This window comes from Amycolatopsis sp. NPDC049159 (genome assembly GCF_040648295.1).
GTDB lineage: Bacteria > Actinomycetota > Actinomycetes > Mycobacteriales > Pseudonocardiaceae > Amycolatopsis > Amycolatopsis pretoriensis_A.
The window spans coordinates 294,983-312,046 of sequence record NZ_JBEZDL010000001.1; the positions used below are offsets into that span (position 1 = coordinate 294,983).

At 68.9% G+C, this 17,064-nt stretch carries 12 protein-coding genes and 1 tRNA gene; 7 read left to right on the forward strand and 6 right to left on the reverse strand.

Translation table 11 applies throughout. The annotated features are described in order from the left end of the window. Positions 1 to 51 precede the first annotated feature (51 nt). Entirely contained in the window at positions 52 to 702 is a 651-nt protein-coding gene (locus tag AB0B33_RS01350) for a TetR/AcrR family transcriptional regulator (protein WP_247019084.1), read from the forward strand. Here AB0B33_RS01350 and AB0B33_RS01355 read toward each other — a convergent pair. The 4 genes from AB0B33_RS01355 to AB0B33_RS01370 all read right to left on the reverse strand — a co-directional run bounded on the left by AB0B33_RS01355 (position 699) and on the right by AB0B33_RS01370 (position 5,568). Further along, positions 699 to 974 carry a YggT family protein gene (locus AB0B33_RS01355; RefSeq protein WP_247019086.1) on the reverse strand — a complete coding sequence of 92 codons (276 nt, stop codon included), beginning with the start codon at positions 972 to 974 and terminating at the stop codon, positions 699 to 701. The two genes, AB0B33_RS01350 and AB0B33_RS01355, sit on opposite strands and share 4 nt — an antisense overlap. 86 nt (positions 975 to 1,060) lie before the next feature. Further along, a complete protein-coding gene (locus tag AB0B33_RS01360; protein ID WP_360765387.1) occupies positions 1,061 to 2,575 on the reverse strand; it encodes a carbohydrate-binding protein in 1,515 nt (504 codons plus the stop codon). 199 nt (positions 2,576 to 2,774) lie between these two features. Further along, complete coding sequence (locus AB0B33_RS01365; RefSeq protein WP_360765389.1) at positions 2,775 to 5,204, reverse strand: DUF6185 family protein; 2,430 nt, start codon at positions 5,202 to 5,204, stop codon at positions 2,775 to 2,777. 291 nt (positions 5,205 to 5,495) lie between these two features. Further along, a tRNA-Arg gene (locus AB0B33_RS01370) sits at positions 5,496 to 5,568 on the reverse strand. A 150-nt stretch (positions 5,569 to 5,718) separates the two neighbouring features. On the opposite strand from AB0B33_RS01370, the gene AB0B33_RS01375 reads away from it, so the two are divergent. The 4 genes from AB0B33_RS01375 (at position 5,719) to AB0B33_RS01390 (ending at position 12,209) form a co-directional block, all read left to right on the forward strand. Further along, positions 5,719 to 6,831 carry an epoxide hydrolase family protein gene (locus AB0B33_RS01375; protein WP_360765392.1) on the forward strand — a complete coding sequence of 371 codons (1,113 nt, stop codon included), beginning with the start codon at positions 5,719 to 5,721 and terminating at the stop codon, positions 6,829 to 6,831. Positions 6,832 to 6,985: 154 nt separating this feature from the next. Continuing rightward, the gene (locus AB0B33_RS01380; RefSeq protein ID WP_360765395.1) at positions 6,986 to 7,906 is read left to right on the forward strand and encodes a cation diffusion facilitator family transporter; all 921 of its coding nucleotides are present in this window, start codon (positions 6,986 to 6,988) and stop codon (positions 7,904 to 7,906) included. 71 nt (positions 7,907 to 7,977) lie between these two features. Beyond that, on the forward strand, positions 7,978 to 10,692 hold the full coding sequence (gene fxsT / locus AB0B33_RS01385; protein WP_360766201.1) for an FxSxx-COOH system tetratricopeptide repeat protein: 2,715 nt from the start codon (positions 7,978 to 7,980) through the stop codon (positions 10,690 to 10,692). A 317-nt stretch (positions 10,693 to 11,009) separates the two neighbouring features. Next, positions 11,010 to 12,209: an MFS transporter gene (locus AB0B33_RS01390; protein ID WP_247019098.1), complete on the forward strand. Its 1,200-nt coding sequence runs from the start codon at positions 11,010 to 11,012 to the stop codon at positions 12,207 to 12,209. A gap of 1 nt (position 12,210) precedes the next feature. Here the strand turns inward: AB0B33_RS01390 and AB0B33_RS01395 are convergent, their stop codons facing one another. Both AB0B33_RS01395 and AB0B33_RS01400 read right to left on the reverse strand, forming a co-directional pair. Continuing rightward, positions 12,211 to 12,909, reverse strand: a complete 699-nt coding sequence (locus AB0B33_RS01395) for a DUF305 domain-containing protein (protein WP_360765398.1) — start codon at positions 12,907 to 12,909, stop codon at positions 12,211 to 12,213. Further along, entirely contained in the window at positions 12,906 to 13,715 is an 810-nt protein-coding gene (locus tag AB0B33_RS01400; RefSeq protein ID WP_360765401.1) for a DUF3105 domain-containing protein, read from the reverse strand. Before AB0B33_RS01400 ends, AB0B33_RS01395 begins: the two co-directional genes overlap by 4 nt. Before the next feature lie 257 nt (positions 13,716 to 13,972). Here AB0B33_RS01400 and argS point away from each other — a divergent pair, with 257 nt between their 5' ends. Next, positions 13,973 to 15,628: an arginine--tRNA ligase gene (gene argS / locus AB0B33_RS01405; protein WP_360765404.1), complete on the forward strand. Its 1,656-nt coding sequence runs from the start codon at positions 13,973 to 13,975 to the stop codon at positions 15,626 to 15,628. 3 nt (positions 15,629 to 15,631) lie between these two features. Continuing rightward, positions 15,632 to 17,062 carry a diaminopimelate decarboxylase gene (gene lysA, locus AB0B33_RS01410; RefSeq protein WP_360765407.1) on the forward strand — a complete coding sequence of 477 codons (1,431 nt, stop codon included), beginning with the start codon at positions 15,632 to 15,634 and terminating at the stop codon, positions 17,060 to 17,062. Positions 17,063 to 17,064 lie beyond the last annotated feature (2 nt).

Sequence of the window (17,064 nt, forward strand, 5' to 3'; positions counted from 1 at the left end):
TCGCTGACCGTTCGCCCGGTGGGCGGGGGTCCGAGTGGCTAGCATGGCGCGGTGGACCGCTCCGCCGCAGACCGGATCCCGCAGGACGGCGACGAAGCCGTCGAGGCGCGCATCCTCGGCGCCGCCGCGCACCTCATCGCCGAGGAGGGCTTCGGCAGGCTGAAGATCGGCGCTGTCTGCGCGCGCTCGGGCTACGCGCGATCGGTCATCTTCCAGCACTTCGGCGACAAGGAAGGGCTGGGGCAGCGGCTCGTCGAGTTCGCCGTCGAGGAGTTCACCAACTCCTACAGCGAGGCCGTCGCGGCCCGGACCGGGGCGGCCACCGCGACGCCGATGGACCTGCTGCGCGCCCTGCTCGACATCATCTTCGAACTGATCCGCACGATGCCGACGCTCAACCAGGCGTTCCTGGCGCTCTGGGGCGACGGCGCGGCGGAGTACTCGGCGCTGCGCGGCACGCTGACCGAGGCCGACCGCCGGTTCCGGTTCGCCATCGCCCAGACCGTGGCCAGCGGTGTCGCGGACGGCTCGATCACCGGCGTCCGCGACGCCGACGCGTACGCCTCGGCGCTGCTCGCCCAGCTCCGCGGCATCTCGATGCAGGCGCTGATCGACCCCGACGGCATCGACCTGCGCGGCCTGCGCGCCGAGCTGGAGAGCAGCGTCGACCGGCTGTCCGCGGGGTTCCGCGGCCGGCTCTAAAGCGCGTAGATGATCGACCGCAGCACGATGACACCGATGAAGACCAGCGTGAAGGCGAGGTCGAGCGAGATCCCGCCGATCCGCACCGGCCGCACGACGCGCCGGACCGGCCCGATGACCGGCTCGGTGGCGGCGTAGGCGAGCCCGCGCGCCCGCCGCGCCCACGGCGGGGTGTTCGCGACCACCGCGACCCAGTCCAGCACCATCCGCGCGACCAGTACCAGCAGGTACAGGCTCAGCGCGAAGCCGAGCAGCGTCCACAGGGCACCCATGGTTCCTCCCGTTCTCCTACCCCGAGAACGCACGGACGGACCCGGAAAGTGCCGGATCCGTCCGTTTCACAGCTTTTCAACAGGAACTACCCGAAGGTCACGACCAGGCGCCCGTCCGAGGCGAAGGACCACCGCAGGGTGCCGCTGTAGGACGAGCACCGCGACCCGTTCGTCCCGTTCCAGAACTGGTTCGAGCTGTCGGCGTTCCCGGCGGTCTTATCGTTCGACCCGTCGACGGCGAACCGGCACGAGGTGTTCGTGCGGAAGACGGAGGTGCCGGTGTCGAAGGAGAAGTTGCGCTCGGCGTTGTCGATCCCGACGTTGTCCGAGACGGTCATCGTCCCGGGGTTGCTGTTGTAGGTGAACCCGTGGTGCCCGTTCCGGTAGGCGATGTCCCGCCGCACGACGTGGTTGACGGCGATCTTGTCCCCACCGAGCTTGAAGCCGTTGCGGTCGCCGTTCTTGTTGACTGTGCCGTCGCTGAGGGTGCCGTTCGAGTAGGCGAGCGAGTCCTCGATGGTGACCGGCCCGATCGGCCCGGTGTCGGTCTTGGTGTAGAGGTCCCACCCGTCGTCGATGTTGTGGTGCGAGACGTCGTAGCGGAAGACGTTGCCGGTGCCGGAGGTGAGCTTCGAGGCGAACCCGTCGGCGTCCTCCCCGTCGGAGTCGGCGTTGTCGTGCGATTCGGAGCTGACGACGAGGTTGTTCGACGGCCATTGCTCCTTGGGGGTGTCGGAGGCGATCCGGGAGATCTGCAGACCGGAGTCGCGGTTGAAGCGGGTCACCACGCGCTCGACGACGTTGTTGCTGCCCCCGACGAAGATCCCGTTGTCCCCGGCCCGTTCGACGACGATGCCCGCGACGCGCCAGTAGGAGCCGTTCAGCGCGAGCCCGCGGTTGGCGGGGTCTTCGGCCATGGCGGAGAAGTTGAGCACGGGGGTCTCGCCGGCGTAGGCGGAGAGGGTCTTGCGGGAGCTGGATGTTCCGCTGTTGGCCGGCGGGATGGTGACGGTCTGCGAGTAGTTGTAGGTCCCGCCCCTGACCGAAATCGTCCCACCGGCCCCGATCTTGCCGATGGCGGCCGGCAGGGTCAGGGGATCGGCGAGCGTCCCGGCGGCGGAGTCCTTGCCGTTGGGGGCGACGTAGAGGGTGGTGCCCGCTTGGGTGCCGCCGGTGGTGAACTCGGCGTAGTCGATGTTGGGAAGGCCCCCGGCGGTGGTCGGACTGAGGCGGACCGTGCTGCTGCCGGCGGGGAGTGAGAGGGTCTGCGACGCCCAGGTCGACCAGGAGCCGGTGGCGGCGAAGGAGAGCGATTGCGTCTTGACGCCGTCGACGAGGAGGTCCGCGGCCCGGGCGCTCGTGGTGCCGTTGGCGTAGCGGATGATCGCGCTCTCGGCGCCGGCGGTGGAGAACTGGACGTAGGCGCCGATGGCGTTGTCCCCGTTGCAGAAACCGGAGCCGGAGTAGCCGGCCCAGTTGCTGTCGACGGTGCCGCTGCAGGTGGCGGCCTCGGCTTCGACGCGCTGGGTGGCGGCGACTGCGGGTGTGGCAGTCGCGGCGATGAGGGCCGCGGTGGCCGCGAGTGTTGCGTATGAACTCATGCACGCCTCCTGGTAAGTGGACTTCAGAGGGTGAGAGCGCTCCCGGGAAACCTCGGTTTCCGTTGGGGCGTACGGTATCACCGGCGGCGCGGGGTTGGGGTGGGCCAAGTGGGTCACGTGCACTGAAAACGCTTTCATCACGACTCTGGAAGCGCTTTCACACTTACCCGAGAACCCCGGCAACCGGTACTGCGAGTCCTCACTTGCGGGAGAATTGCGCGGGATCGATGCTCGGGAACGAAACCTCGCCCCCGGTGAGCGCGGTCCATATCGCCAGCAGGGCCGCGACCAGTGTGATCACCTCGACGATGTGGCTGCGTACGTCGGACAGACCGAAGGTGGCGAGCACCCGTCCGACACGGCCCCGAGTGGCTGATCGAGGTGGGAGGTCTGCCTGAGCGGCGAAGTCAAGACGCAGTGCCACGAACAGCATGACGAGCGTGAAGAGCGCAGCGTCCGCGAGTGGTACCCAATCTCGTAGGCCGCCGGACGCACGGTCGAGGAGGAGTTGCCCGATCGGGGCGGTGGCGTAGGTCAGCACGATCGGCAGGATTTTGGCCGGACCCCGGTTTCCGGGTAGGTGCTGCCAGGAAAGACCCAGCGCGGCCGCGGCGAGCAACCACTTGACGGCCTCCCACGCGACCGCGTCGACCATGGTCAGCACCAGCGAGTCCTGCTGGTTGATCGACAGGTGCGGGTATATCACCCACTCGGTGGTCAGCAGACCCGCTCCGGCGATGAGCGACGGCAACACGGCGAACCTGGTCGCCGAGCGCATGGTGTCCAGCGGGGATCCACCGGGGCCACTCGCGATGAGGACGTGCACCGGAGTGGGCTCGGGTCCGCGTGGTTTCCCGTCGGTGAGCCACTGCACGCCCCTTTGCCGGAGAGGAACTGGTTCGAGCAGCGCGCGGGTGACGGAATGGTGCTCGAGCACTGGCTTCCACAGCTTCGGCACCAGCAGCCAGAGCAGGGAGAGCGGGATCGCTCCGACGAGCCAAGCCCACCACCAGACGCCCCAGATGTGGACGTCCCACCACATCGGGCCGAGGACGAACAACGCGATCGCGACCGGCATCGGCGACTGCCGGTTTCGCTCGAACCAGTAATCGGCGTAGCGCCGCCACACCGCGACGGCTCCGACCAGGAGCGCCAGCCACGCCATTTCGTCCAGCAGGTCCAACGGGTAGTACCGGAAGAGCCTGGCGACGTCTCTGCTCAGCGGTGGAGCGCCGAGCCACTGCTGGCGACGGTTGTTGACGTACTGCAGAACCAGCTCTTCGAGCACGAGGGCAGCGGAAAGCGTCGAACTCACCCACCACAGCCATCGTGGCGTGGCCATCTGCCCTTTCACCAGGACGAGGAGCGCTTTTCCCATGCCGGCAACGAGAAGCAAGGTGATGAGGAACGCCAGCGCGACGGTGCCGGGCACCTGCCAGAACGTCTTCGAACCCGATGGACCCGGACGAGCGGCGAACGAAGCAGCGGAGCCGACCGCGAGCAGCAGCAAGATGGGGATGCGAGGCATCCACCACCGCATCGCCGACCATCCGGCGAAACCGAGCAGCACCGTTGCCGCGATCCAGGCGATTTTCGGCCAATAAGGCGAATTGCCGGGCAGTACCGCATCCGTGACGGCTTGGGTTCCGGCGAAAACGACGACGTAGGGCAGGATGCGTGCCGCCCGGCGGGCGCGGCGACCGGCTGCGGGCTCGAACCTGACTCGCGCTCGCGGTGCTCGCAGAACCCAGCGGACGAAGAGAGCGAAGATGAGCGCCGAGAGCCAGTAAGCGCCCCACACGAACGGTTTGTGGTCGCGGTCGGTCGCTGCCGCGGAGAACGCGCTCCGGATGTCCGGACGGAGCTCGGCGGACACGACCGTGTAGTCCGGGAACGCGCTCAGGTTCCCGTCGCGTGAGGCCGCGGGGGTGAACGGGGGCCAGTGCAGCTGTTCGCCGCCCAGTTCGGCCGATTGCCCCGGTTGCGGGGTCGAAAGCCACCTGGCGGGTGCGGTCAGGGTGACGTCCCACTTGGCGTACCGCAGACCCTCCGGCGAATACATGGTCAATGCCCACGGGAGGTCGCCGGTGGTGTTGATCTTGATTTGCGTGAAGTCGGCCCATGCTTCACTCGTGCTGACCAGGTCGACGTAGGTGTGTTGGGTGACGACGAGGGCTCCGTTGTTCGTCACGACTGTCGGCGGTGCTTCGCGCACCTCCGACTCATCGCGACTGTAGCCAAGAAGACAGGAGAAGGCGGCCTGACCGGAAGCACCATCCGGGCGGGACAGCAAGAATTCGGCGGCCGGCGCGTTGCGGGGGACGCTGATCTCCAGGTCGCTGGTCATGCGGGGGTAAGCCAGCCCGTCGACCTCGAGCTTGACTCGCGCTGTGACGGTCGCCTGCCGAAAGGTGCCATCATCACATCGCGGCGGTTGTGCCGCTGCCGGACCGTGCGGCAGCGAAAACCAGAGCGCACCGCCCACCGCAGCGGAGCCCATGGCCATTACGAACAGAGTGGTGAGGAGCCAACGACGCCACCACGCGCAGAGGTGCCGCCACGCGACACCCAGCGCTCGTAGCAGGCGAGCGGGTTGCCGTACGCGGATGAGCAGCTCGGTGGCGAGCATGCGCGTCGTGCGGAGAAGACCCCGCTTCGTCTTGCGACGCGGCCGACGAACTCGAAAACGGGGCGTGTGCAACGCCACCAGGGACCTCTCTTCTCAGGCGCAAGTGCCTGAGAAGGTCGCCTGAGTCGGCGCTGGTGTTACGCGGTAGGTCGAGCCGGGATCACGCGGTGCGCCGGCAGACGTTGCCGATTGCGGGGGAAGACTCGATGAGGAGGTGGTGAACACCCGCGTTTGGCCGGAGCCCGGCAAAGATCGCTTCGATCGAAGCGATCTTTTGTTCTTGCGAAAGGGTGCCCTCGGCAGGATTCGAACCTGCGACACCTGCCTCCGGAGGGCAGTGCTCTATCCCCTGAGCTACGAGGGCCCATCGCTGGGCGACTCCGAAAGCTTAGCGCATCCCCCGAGGCAGCCGCACACAGGTTCCCCGACCCGTGTTTCCCCAGGTCAAAGCTATGAAGTTGATCGGCTCCGCACACCGTCGCTAGCGTGGAGAACCCCACCCGAAGGAGCCGTCATGGCTGAGCCGTTCCAGGTAGCCCTCGATGAAGGCGATGTCGCCGACTTGCGGGAGCGGTTGCGGCGGACCCGGTGGCCGGAGGCTGAAACCGTGGGGGACTGGTCGCAGGGGGTTCCGCTCGCCTACGTCAAGGAGCTCTGCCGGGACTGGGGCGAGGAGTACGACTTCGGGTTCGCCCGGCGGCTGAACGCCTTCCCGCAGTTCCGGGCCACCGTGGACGGGGTCGGGGTGCACTTCCTGCACGTCGAGTCCGAGCAACCCGGTGCGCTGCCACTCGTGCTCACCCACGGGTGGCCCGGGTCCGTTCTCGAGTTCCTCGACGTCATCGGGCCGCTCACCGACCCGGCGCAGTACGGGGGCGACCCGGCCGACGCCTTCCACGTCGTCGTGCCCTCGCTGCCCGGCTTCGGGTGGAGTGACAAGCCGGCGCTGAAGATCCCGCGGGTCGCCGAATTGTGGGACAAGCTGATGGTGTCGCTCGGCTACGACCGCTACGGCGCTCAGGGCGGCGACTGGGGCGCGTCCATCACCAACGCCCTCGCCCAGGTCGCGCCGGAGCGGGTCGCCGGGGTGCACGTCAACTTCGCGCCCGTGCCGCTGGACCAGGGGGACCTCACCGCGTCCGAGAAGCGGGCGCTCGCCGACCTCCAGGAGTTCCGGCGGAGCGGGAGCGGCTACTCCGCCGAGCAGGGGACGCGGCCGCAGACGCTCGGGTACGGGCTCACCGACTCGCCCGCCGGGCAGGCCGCCTGGATCGTCGAGAAGTTCTGGGCCTGGACCGACAACGAGGGGCACCCCGAGGACGCCGTCGACCGGCAGAAGATCCTCGACGACATCTCCGCCTACTGGTTCACTGCGACGGCGGCGTCGTCGGCGCGGATGTACTGGGAGAACAAGGACCGCGATCCGTCCACGGTGGACGTGCCGGCCGGGGTTTCGGTGTTCCCCAAGGAGATCGTGCGGCCGTCGCGGCGGCAGGCCGAGCAGCGCTACACCGACCTGCGCTGGTTCGAGGAGCTGCCCGTCGGCGGCCACTTCGCCGCGCTCGAACAGCCGCAGCTGTTCGTCGAGCAGGTCCGCGGGTTCTTCCGGCTGGTGCGCGAAGCGTGACGGATCCACCAGGCGGGAAACCCCGCCTGGTGGATTGGTCGCCACCGCCGTCCGGGGTAGCTTTCCGAGTGGGTGAACTTAGGCTGTCCTCTGTTGCTCATATGCGCATCTCACTATATGTTTGCGGCGACGGTGAACCGGGAACGGAGGCGGTATGGGTCAGGGACACGGCCACGGGCACGCGATCGCGCCGGCGAGCGCGTCGGGCCGCTACGTGCGGAGCCTGACCATCGCCCTGGCCATCGGCGCCGGCTTCATGGTGCTCGAGTTCGTGGTCGGCTTCGCGACCGGCTCGCTGGCCCTGATCTCGGACGCCGCGCACATGTTCACCGACGTCCTGGGCGTCGGCATGGCCCTGGCCGCGATCATCCTGGCTCGCCGCAGCGGCCCCACGGTCAGCCGCACGTTCGGGCTCTACCGCGCGGAGGTGCTGGCGGCGCTCGGCAACGCGATCCTGCTGTTCGGCGTCGCGGGCTACGTCCTGGTCGAGGCGTTCGGCCGGATCAGCGACCCCCCGGCGGTCCCCGGCCTGCCTGTGTTGCTCGCCGCGGCGGCCGGCCTGGTGGCCAACATCGTGTCGTTCACGGTGCTGCGCTCGGGGGCGAAGGAGAGCCTCAACGTCCGTGGCGCGTACCTCGAGGTGGTCGCCGACCTGATCGGCTCGGTCGGCGTCCTGATCAGCGGTGCCCTGACCCTGCTGACGGGCTGGCGGTACGCCGACCCGATCATCGGTGTGGCGATCGGTCTGTTCGTGCTGCCTCGTACGTGGGTGCTGGCCCGCCGGGCGCTGCGCATCCTGTTCCAGCACGCGCCGCAGGGTGTGGATGTCGGGGCGATCAATGCCGAGCTGGCCGCGTTGCCTGGGGTGGCGGATGTGCACGACCTGCACATCTGGACGTTGACCTCGGGGATGGAGGTGGCTTCGGCGCACCTGACGCTGGCGCCGCCTGCGCGGCAATCGGACGTGCTCACTGAGGCGCAGAACCTGCTGGCTTCGCGGTACGCGATCGAGCACGCGACTTTGCAGGTGGAGGCGCCGCAGTGTGCGCGGCGGTGCCAGGAGCTGTCCTGGTAGTTGCGTAACGCCCTCGTCGACCGTGGAGACTGTTCCAGGGTATTGGCTGCGCGAGAGGGGTGCGGGCGTTGGTGGTCGGGGAACCTGCCGAGCAGCACGCGCGACCACCTGCGCGGCGGGTGTTCCTCAGCCATACGAGTGAGCTGAGCGAGTTTCCGAAGCCACGATCGTTCGTCGCAGCCGCGAAGGAGGCAGTCACCGCGGCAGGCGACGCGGTGATCGACATGTCCACCTTCACCGCCCGCGACACCACCCCCGAGCAGCTCGACAAGACGAAGCTCGCCGATGCCGACATCTACGTGCTGATTGCCGGGTTCCGCTACGGCACGCCGGTCCGGGACCGTCCGGAGGTCTCCTACTGCGAGCAGGAATTCCAGGTCGCCACCGACACCGGCTTACCCCGGCTGGTGTTCGTGCTGGCCGACGACACCGAGGGCCCTCAAGAGTTGTTCCGGGATCTGAAGTACGGGGCCCGGCAGGAGGCGTTCCGGCAACGCCTCGAAGACAGCGGCCTCACCGTCACCAAAGTGTCCTCATCCGGCCAGCTGGAAACCAGACTGCTGCAGGCACTCAACGAGCTCGACCGCCCGCAGCAGCCATGGATATCCGCAGGCCGAATCTCGAACATCCCCGCCCGCACGGTCACCTTCACCGGCCGCGACGAACTGCTGACCGGCTTACGCGCGGCGTTGTGTTCGGGACGGCCGGCGGTCGTGCAGGCGCTCAACGGGATGGGCGGGGTCGGCAAGACCACCACGGCGATCGAATACGCCCACCGTCACGCCGAGGACTACGACGTCGCCTGGTGGATCACCGCGGAAGACCCCGACCTTGTCCCCAGCCACCTCGCGGACCTCGCCCAAGCTCTGAACCTGACCACCAGCCAGGACTCACCAGCGGTCGCAGTGGCCCGACTGCGTGGGGCATTGCAGTCACGCCGACGGTGGCTGGTGGTATTCGACAACGCCGAAAACCCTGCCGCCCTGCGACCGCTGCTGCCCTCCGGCGACGGGCACATCATCATCACCTCCCGCAACCCCGACTGGGACGACATCGGCGCCGCACTACCCGTCCGGGAATTCAGCCGTCCCGAGTCAATCGAGCTGCTGCGGATCCGCTGTGACCGGCTCACCGAGTCTGAGGCCGATCGCATCGCCGAGGCCTTGGGCGACCTCCCGTTGGCCGTGAACCAGGCAGCGCGCCTGCTGGCGACAACCAGCCTGACCGCCGAGGACTACCTCGAGTTGCTCGCCGAGCGCGTCCACGAACTGATGGCCCGCCATGAGAAAGGCAGCAGCTACCCCGTCTCGCTGACCGCGGCCTGGACGGTGTCGTTCGACCAACTCGCCCGCGACCACCCGGCTGCGCTGAACACCTTGACCATGGTGGCGTGGCTGGCTCCCGAACTGGTGCCGCTCGCCCTGCTCACCCATCAGCGGGGCGCCACCGGGGCCATTGCGCGAGATCCGCTGGCCTTCGCCGATGTCACAGCCGCGCTGCGCAGCCGCGGGATGGCCGAGGTCACTACCACGACCATCCAGCTCCACCGGGTCCCCGCAGCGCTGCTGCGGGCACGCACCCGCGACGACGTCACCAGTGCAGAAGACCGGGACTCGACCTGGCCGGTTACAGCAGTCCGGCTGCTGCGCGCGGGTATGCCCGACAATCCCTGGGTCAACCCACCGAGCTGGCCGCGCTGGCGAGAACTCCTCCCGCACCTGCTGGTCGTGTGTGACCCCCATCGCGCGTGGCAGCCGGCAGCCGAAGAAGTCGCCTACCTGCTCGACCGCACCGCGTCCTACCTGCAAACCCGTGGCGACCCCCGCGCCGCACTGCCCTTGTTTCAGCGAGCCTACGCACTTCGCAGGGATCTCTGCGGCGATGACCACCCCAGCACCCTCGCCTCCGTCAACAACCTCGCCGTCGTCCTAGACAACCTGGGCGAGTACCAGCGAGCCCGCGAGCTGCAAGAAGACACCCTCTCCCGCACCAAACGCGTCCTCGGTGACGACCACCCGGACACCCTCATCTCCGCCAGCAGACTCGCCGCCGAACTCAGCAGACTGGGCGAACACCAGCGAGCCCGCGAGCTGAACGAAGACACTCTCGCCCGCAGCAAACGCGTCCTCGGTGACGACCACCCCGACACGCTCAGCACCGCCAACAACCTCGCCGTCGTCCTAGGCCACCTGGGCGAACACCAGCGGGCCCGCGAGCTGCACGAAGACACTCTCGCTCGCCGCAAACGCGTCCTCGGCGACGACCACCCCAGCACCCTTAGCGCCGCCAGCAGCCTCGCCGCCGACCTCAGCCACCTGGGCGAGTACCAGCGGGCCCGCGAGCTGCACGAAGACACTCTCGCTCGCCGCAAACGCCTCCTCGGCGACGACCACCCCGACACGCTCCACTCCGCCGGTCACCTCGCCGTCAACCTCAGCAACCTGGGCGAAAATCAGCAGGCCCGCGAGCTGTACGAAGACACCCTCGCCCGCAGCAAACGCGTCCTCGGCGACGACCACCCCAGCACCCTTAGCGCCGCCAACAACCTCGCCGCCGTCCTGGGCCGCCTGGGCGAAAACCAGCGAGCCCGCGAGCTGCACGAAGACACCCTCACACGCCGCAAGCGCGTCCTCGGTGACGACCACCCCAGCACCCTGGCCTCCGTCAACAACCTCGCCGCCGTCTTAGGCCACCTGGGCAAACACCGACGAGCCCGCGAGCTGTACAAAGACACCCTCACCCGCCGCAAACGCGCTGCAGATAGCGTTGATCCCGAGCCGTCCTAAGGGGTGATGTAACTCCGGGCGTTCCCAAACGTCTCCAGCAGGCGGCTACGGAACCGGTATCTGCTCAGGTCAGGGCCCTAATGCTCCATGGAGAGTGCCCAACCCTGCCGGAGGCAGGCGTCGTAGGGCCGAATCCTGCGGCGGGCTGTCCATCGGGGCGGGTGCCGCTGCCAAGGGCTCTCCCGTCAGCGCGGATTCCGCAATAACCACGGCCGCACACGGAGGAAAGATCACCTGCCGCGGGAAAAGCAAGACCCAGGCGTAATTGCGCAACAATGAGGAATAGCTCGGCCTAATGGCGGTACTACCGTCGGTCCATGACGGAAATCGTGACGAAGACCACGACGACACGTACGCGGGCCATGGGGGTTCTGTTCACCGGGGCCGCCGCGTTGAACACCGCCGTCACCGGGGCGACGACGGTCAGTACCCTCATCGCCTCCGATTCGCACGGGGACGGGTGGAGCGGGATTCCCAACGCGGCGGTGGTCGCCGGGACTGCGTTCGGGGCGCTTTACCTCGGGGTGCTCATCGGGAAAAAGGGCGCTCGGACCTCCTTGAAACTCGTTTACGGCGTCGCCGCTTTCGGGGGGCTCGTCGCTTTCCTCGGTGGGGTGTTCGGCAATCTGCTGCTCCTGCTGCCCGGGCTCGCGCTGCTCGGGATCGGGAACGGGGCCGCCGGGCTGGTGCGGTACACCGCCGCCGAGCTCTACCCCGACAACCGGAAGGGCTTTGCTCTTTCGCTCATCGTCTGGGCCGGGACCATCGGGGCCATCGCCGGGCCCGCGCTGCTCGAACCGGCTGCCACCACCGCCGGGTTCTTCGGGTTGCCCAGCACCTCCGGGGCGATCGGGTTCGCCGCGCTGCTGTGCACCATCGCGCTCCTGGCCAGCGCCACCATGCCGAAAGCCGCGTTCCCCGCTCAGGGTCCGCAGCGGCCGCCGTTGACGTTCGCTCGGGTGGCCGCCGCGCTGAAACGGCGGGTCGTGCTGGTTCCGCTCGTCTCGATGACCGCCGCGCACGTGACCATGGTGACCGTCATGACGATGACGCCGTTGCAGCTGCACCGGCAGGGGCACGGGCTCGAGGTCGTCGGTTACGTGCTCAGCGCGCACATGATCGGCATGTTCGCCCTCGCCCCGCTGTCCGGGAAGATCGCCGACCGGATCGGCGGGCGGGCCACGATCACCGCGGGGGTCGGGGTGCTGGTGCTCGCCGCGGTGACCGTGATCGCCGCGCCGACGTCCCACACCGCCGGGTTGCCGCTGGCGTTGTTCCTGCTCGGCTACGGGTGGAACCTGGTGTTCGTCGGGTCGAGCGCCCTGCTGAGCCGGAGCCTCGAGGACGCCGAACGCACCCAGCTGCAGGGCGTCATCGACGCGCTGGTGTGGAGCGCTTCCGGGCTCGGCGGCATCATCGCCGGCGGCCTGTTCGGGCTCGGCGGGTACGCGCTCGTGGCCGGTGTCGCCGCGGTGCTCGCGCTCACTCCGCTCACCCTGGTCGCCCGGCGGGGCTGACTCAGGGGAGCGGCTGGGCGCCCCGGTTCGACAGCATCAGCTTCATCTGGTCCATCTCCGCGCCCTGCGACGTCAGGATGCTCCGGATGAGCGCCTGCAACGCCGTAAGGTTCGAATGGGCCGCCGCGTACTGGGCCATCGACGTGCCGCCCTGGTGGTGGCGGAGCATCAGCTGGAGGAAGTACACGTCCAGCTGCTTGCCCGACAGCGAACGCAGCTTCGCCAGCTCGGCCTCGGTCGCCATGCCTGGCATCAGCGGGCCGGCGCCGGGGTTGAGCGACGACGTACCCATCGTCATCCCGTCGTGGCCCTGCATCGGCTCCGTCATCCACTTCATCGGGGCGCCGATGGGCTGCTCGGGCTGGTCCCACAGCATGAGCCAGCCCTTCATGCGGCCGACCTGCTCCAGCTGCGTGCGCTCGATGTCGAACGCCAGCTGGCGGATCTCCGGGTCGGTCGAGTGGTCACGCGCCCAGCCGGCCATGGTGACGGCCTGCAGGTGGTGCGTCGACATGTCCTGCGCGAAGCCGACCTCGACGGACCCGGCTGCCGGGGTGGCAGCCGGGGCGTCGTCGATGGCGCGGGTCAGGAACATCCCCGCGGTCGCGCCGATCAGCAGGACCGCGAGGAGCGTCCCGCCGATGATCACCCAGCGCGACCACGTGGGCTGTTCGGTGGTCTCGGCTTCTTCGGAACTCACTTGGTCGGCGTGCCCGGCGCGGGTGCGGACGGCTGCTGGCTCATGCCGCCGTTCTGGTCGGCCTGGGCGTTCGGCGTGCCCTTGTAGTCCATCGGCTTCGCGTCCGGTCCCGGCTTCGACGGGTCGAACGGCGGCGGGTTGTCCGGGTCGAACTGACCCGCGCCGAGCGCGTCGCAGGAGGCTCCGACCTCGGGGTAGACGCCGTTCGGGTTGCTCCGCAGCGCCGCGATGAACTCGTCGATGCGCGCGTCGTCGGCCTTGTCCACCTTCAGCTGGTGGCCCCAGGACTGCAGCGAGATCGGCTTGTCCAGGCCCGGGTACGGCGACATCATCGTGTACGGCTTGCCCTCGACGCGGACCTTGAGCAGGTTCAGCGCCTCACCGGTGATCTGCTGCGGGTTGTAGGCGATCCAGACGGCGCCGTGCTCGAGGCCGTGCACCATGTTCTCGGTGCGGACGGCGTTCGGGTACACGGTGCCGGTGCAGGTGGCCCAGTACCCGTCGTGCGGGCCGCCGAACGGCGGGGTCTTGTCGTAGGCGACGCGCTCGGTGGGGAGCACGTGCACGCTGCCGGTGTAGGTCGCGGTCACCACGCCGGGGATGCGCTTGGACGGGTCCGGGTCGGACGCCGTCGGCGCGAACGAAGCGGCCGCGGCCTCGCGGTCGGACTGCTCGCGCTTCGGCGCGGACGCCACCATGTAGTAGGTGATCACGGCGCCGGCCAGTGCGACGATGGCCACGACGGCGATGATCGTGCCCCAGGGCGTGCCCTTCTTGCTCACCACGGAACCGCGGGCCGCCTTCACCGCCGACCCCTTTTTCCGAGTTGTCCCGTTCGCCATGGCTCCCGCGTTCTCCCTCTGGTGGCTGCGGACGGATTCCCGCCCGGGCCAGTGTAGAGACCACGCGTCTGATCACCGTTAACGCCTCACGTACCCCTGTGACAACCGAGGCTTCGCCTCGGGCCGGGGGCTCCGCCACCCGGACCCCCGAAGAACAGGGGGTCGTGACGTGGCCGAGACCGATGAAAGCTCCCCACCTGGGCACACCTAGAATTCGGCAGGTGACTCCCGCCGCTCTCGCCGACCTGGTCCGCAGCTCCGCCGTGCAGGTGCTCGCCGCACGCGGCATCGACGACGCCGTGCTGCCGGAGCAGGTGACCATCGAACGCCCGCGCAACCCCGACCACGGCGACTACGCGACGAACATCGCCCTCCAGGTGGCCAAGAAGGCCGGGCTGAAGCCGCGAGACTTCGCCGAGGCGCTGGCCGAAGCGGTCTCGGCGGACGACGGTGTCGCCTCGGCCGAGGTGGCCGGCCCGGGCTTCCTCAACTTCCGGCTCGCCGCGGCCGCGCAGGGCGACATCGTGCGCCAGGTGCTCGACGCCGGCGCCGCGTTCGGCCGCGGCGACGCGCTGGCCGGCACGAAGATCAACCTCGAGTTCGTCTCGGCGAACCCGACCGGCCCGATCCACCTCGGCGGCACCCGCTGGGCCGCGGTCGGCGACGCGCTGGGCCGCGTGCTCGGCGCGCAGGGCGGCGAGGTCACCCGCGAGTACTACTTCAACGACGCCGGTGCCCAGATCGACCGGTTCGTCCGGTCCCTGATCGCCGCCGCGAAGGGCGAGCCCGCGCCGGAGGACGGCTACGCGGGCGGCTACATCAACGACATCGCCGCCGAGGTCATCAAGGCCGAGCCGAGCGCGCTGTCGCTGCCGGAGGAGCAGCGGCACGAGACGTTCCGCCGGATCGGCATCAACCTGATGTTCACCGAGATCAAGCAGAGCCTGCACGAGTTCGGCACCGACTTCGACGTCTTCTTCCACGAGAACTCGCTGCACGAGTCCGGCGCGGTCGGCGCCGCCGTCCAGCAGCTGAAGGACTCCGGGAACCTGTACTTCGAAGACGGCGCCTGGTGGCTGAAGTCGTCGGAGTACGGCGACGACAAGGACCGCGTCGTCATCAAGCAGGACGGCAACCCGGCCTACATCGCCGGCGACCTGGCCTACTTCAAGGACAAGCGCAACCGCGGCTTCGACCTGTGCATCTACATGCTCGGCGCCGACCACCACGGCTACATCGCCCGGCTCAAGGCCGCGGCGGCCGCGTTCGGCGACGACCCGGCCACGGTCGAGGTGCTGATCGGCCAGATGGTCAACCTGGTCAGCGACGGCAAGCCGGTGCGGATGTCCAAGCGCGCGGGCACCGTGATCACCATGGAGGACCTGGTCGAGGCCGTCGGCGTCGACCCGGCCCGCTACGAGCTGATCCGGTACTCGGTGGACTCCACTTTGGACGTCGACCTGGACCTGCTTCGCAAGCACTCCAACGACAACCCCGTCTACTACGTCCAGTACGCGCACGCGCGGCTGGCGTCCCTGCAGCGCAACGCCGCCGACCTGGGCATCAAGTCCACCTCGGACGTCGATTTCGGACTGTTGACGCTGCCCGCCGAGGGCGACCTGATCCGCACCATCGGCGAATTCCCGGAAACCGTGCGCCGCGCCGCCGACATGCGGGAGCCGCACCGGATCGCGCGCTACCTCGAAGAACTCGCGGGCGCCTACCACAAGTTCTACACCGTGGGCCGCGTGCTGCCCATGGGCGACGAAGAGGCGACCCCTCTCACGTACGCCCGGCTCGCGCTGTGCGAGGCCGCCCGCCAGGTGCTGGCGAACGGCCTCGCCCTCCTCGGTGTCTCCGCTCCGGAACGGATGTAAGAAATGGCGCACCCCGCGGGCCCCAGGCACGCCGACGTCTACCCCCACGCCGACACCTCCGGGCTGCAGCCGTCCGGGGTCGAAGAGCTCGACAAGCTGCCCGCGAAAGTGTGGCCGCGCAACACCTTCCGCGCCCACGACGGCGTCGTCCGGATCGCCGGCGTCGACGTCCGCGAGCTGGCCGAGCAGCACGGCACGCCGCTGTTCGTGGTCGACGAAGCCGACTTCAAGTCCCGGTGCGCGGACTACGCCGAGGCGTTCGACGACCCCTCGCTCGTGCACTACGCGTCCAAGGCGTTCCTCTCCATCGAGATCGCCCGCTGGGTGGCCGAGCAGGGGCTGAGCCTCGACGTCTGCAGCGGCGGCGAGCTCGCCGTGGCGCAGCGCGCGAACTTCCCGGCCGAGCGGATCACCTTCCACGGCAACAACAAGTCGCCCGCGGAGCTGGAAGCCGCGGTCGTCGCGAGCGTCGGCACGGTGGTGCTCGACTCCTACTACGAGATCGCGCGGCTGGCCGACATCGCCGCCCGCCACGACGTCGTGCAGCCGGTGCTGATCCGGGTGACCGTCGGCGTCGAGGCGCACACCCACGAGTTCATCGCGACCGCGCACGAGGACCAGAAGTTCGGCTTCTCGCTGGCGGGCGGCGACGCCGCCGAAGCGGTCCGCCGGGTGCTCAACGCGCCTTCGCTCAAGCTCGTCGGCCTGCACAGCCACATCGGTTCGCAGATCTTCGACGCCGACGGCTTCGAGGTGGCCGCCCGCCGCGTCGTCGGGCTGCTCGCCGACCTGGCCAAGGAGCACGGCCCGGAGCTGCTCGACCAGCTGAGCCTGGTCGACCTCGGCGGTGGCTTCGGCATCGCCTACACCGAGAAGGACAATCCGCCACCGCCCGCGCAGATGATCACGCAGATCCGCGAGATCGTCCGCAAGGAGTGCGCGTACGCGGGCCTGCCGGTGCCGCGGATCGCCGGCGAGCCGGGCCGCGCGATCGCCGGTCCGGGCACGATCACGCTGTACGAGGTCGGCACCATCAAGGACGTCTCGCTGGGTGACGACGCGGTCCGCCGGTACGTCAGCGTCGACGGCGGGATGAGCGACAACATCCGGACCGCGCTCTACGACGCGGTGTACGACGTCCGGCTGGTTTCCCGGTCCGCGGGCGACAACGAGCAGCCGGTACCCGCCGTGCTGTCCCGGGTCGTGGGAAAACACTGTGAATCCGGCGACATCGTCGTACGAGACTGCTGGCTGCCCGACACCCTGGCTCCCGGCGACCTGCTGGCCGTCGCGGCGACCGGCGCCTACTGCTACTCGATGGCGAGCAGCTACAACCGGCAGCCGCGCCCGGCCGTGGTCGCCGTGCGCAACGGCAGCTCCCGGCTGCTGCTGCGGCGGGAGACGACCGACGACATGCTCCGCCTGGAGGTCTGAAC

Bases quoted from the DNA above. Each gene is read 5' to 3' on its own strand.
- AB0B33_RS01375 (WP_360765392.1), top strand. From the start codon at position 5,719: ATGGCTGAGCCGTTCCAGGTAGCCCTCGATGAAGGCGATGTCGCCGAC.
- AB0B33_RS01360 (WP_360765387.1), bottom strand. From the start codon at position 2,575: ATGAGTTCATACGCAACACTCGCGGCCACCGCGGCCCTCATCGCCGCG.
- AB0B33_RS01390 (WP_247019098.1), top strand. From the start codon at position 11,010: ATGACGGAAATCGTGACGAAGACCACGACGACACGTACGCGGGCCATG.
- AB0B33_RS01355 (WP_247019086.1), bottom strand. From the start codon at position 974: ATGGGTGCCCTGTGGACGCTGCTCGGCTTCGCGCTGAGCCTGTACCTG.
- AB0B33_RS01380 (WP_360765395.1), top strand. From the start codon at position 6,986: ATGGGTCAGGGACACGGCCACGGGCACGCGATCGCGCCGGCGAGCGCG.
- lysA (WP_360765407.1), top strand. From the start codon at position 15,632: ATGGCGCACCCCGCGGGCCCCAGGCACGCCGACGTCTACCCCCACGCC.
- AB0B33_RS01365 (WP_360765389.1), bottom strand. From the start codon at position 5,204: ATGCTCGCCACCGAGCTGCTCATCCGCGTACGGCAACCCGCTCGCCTG.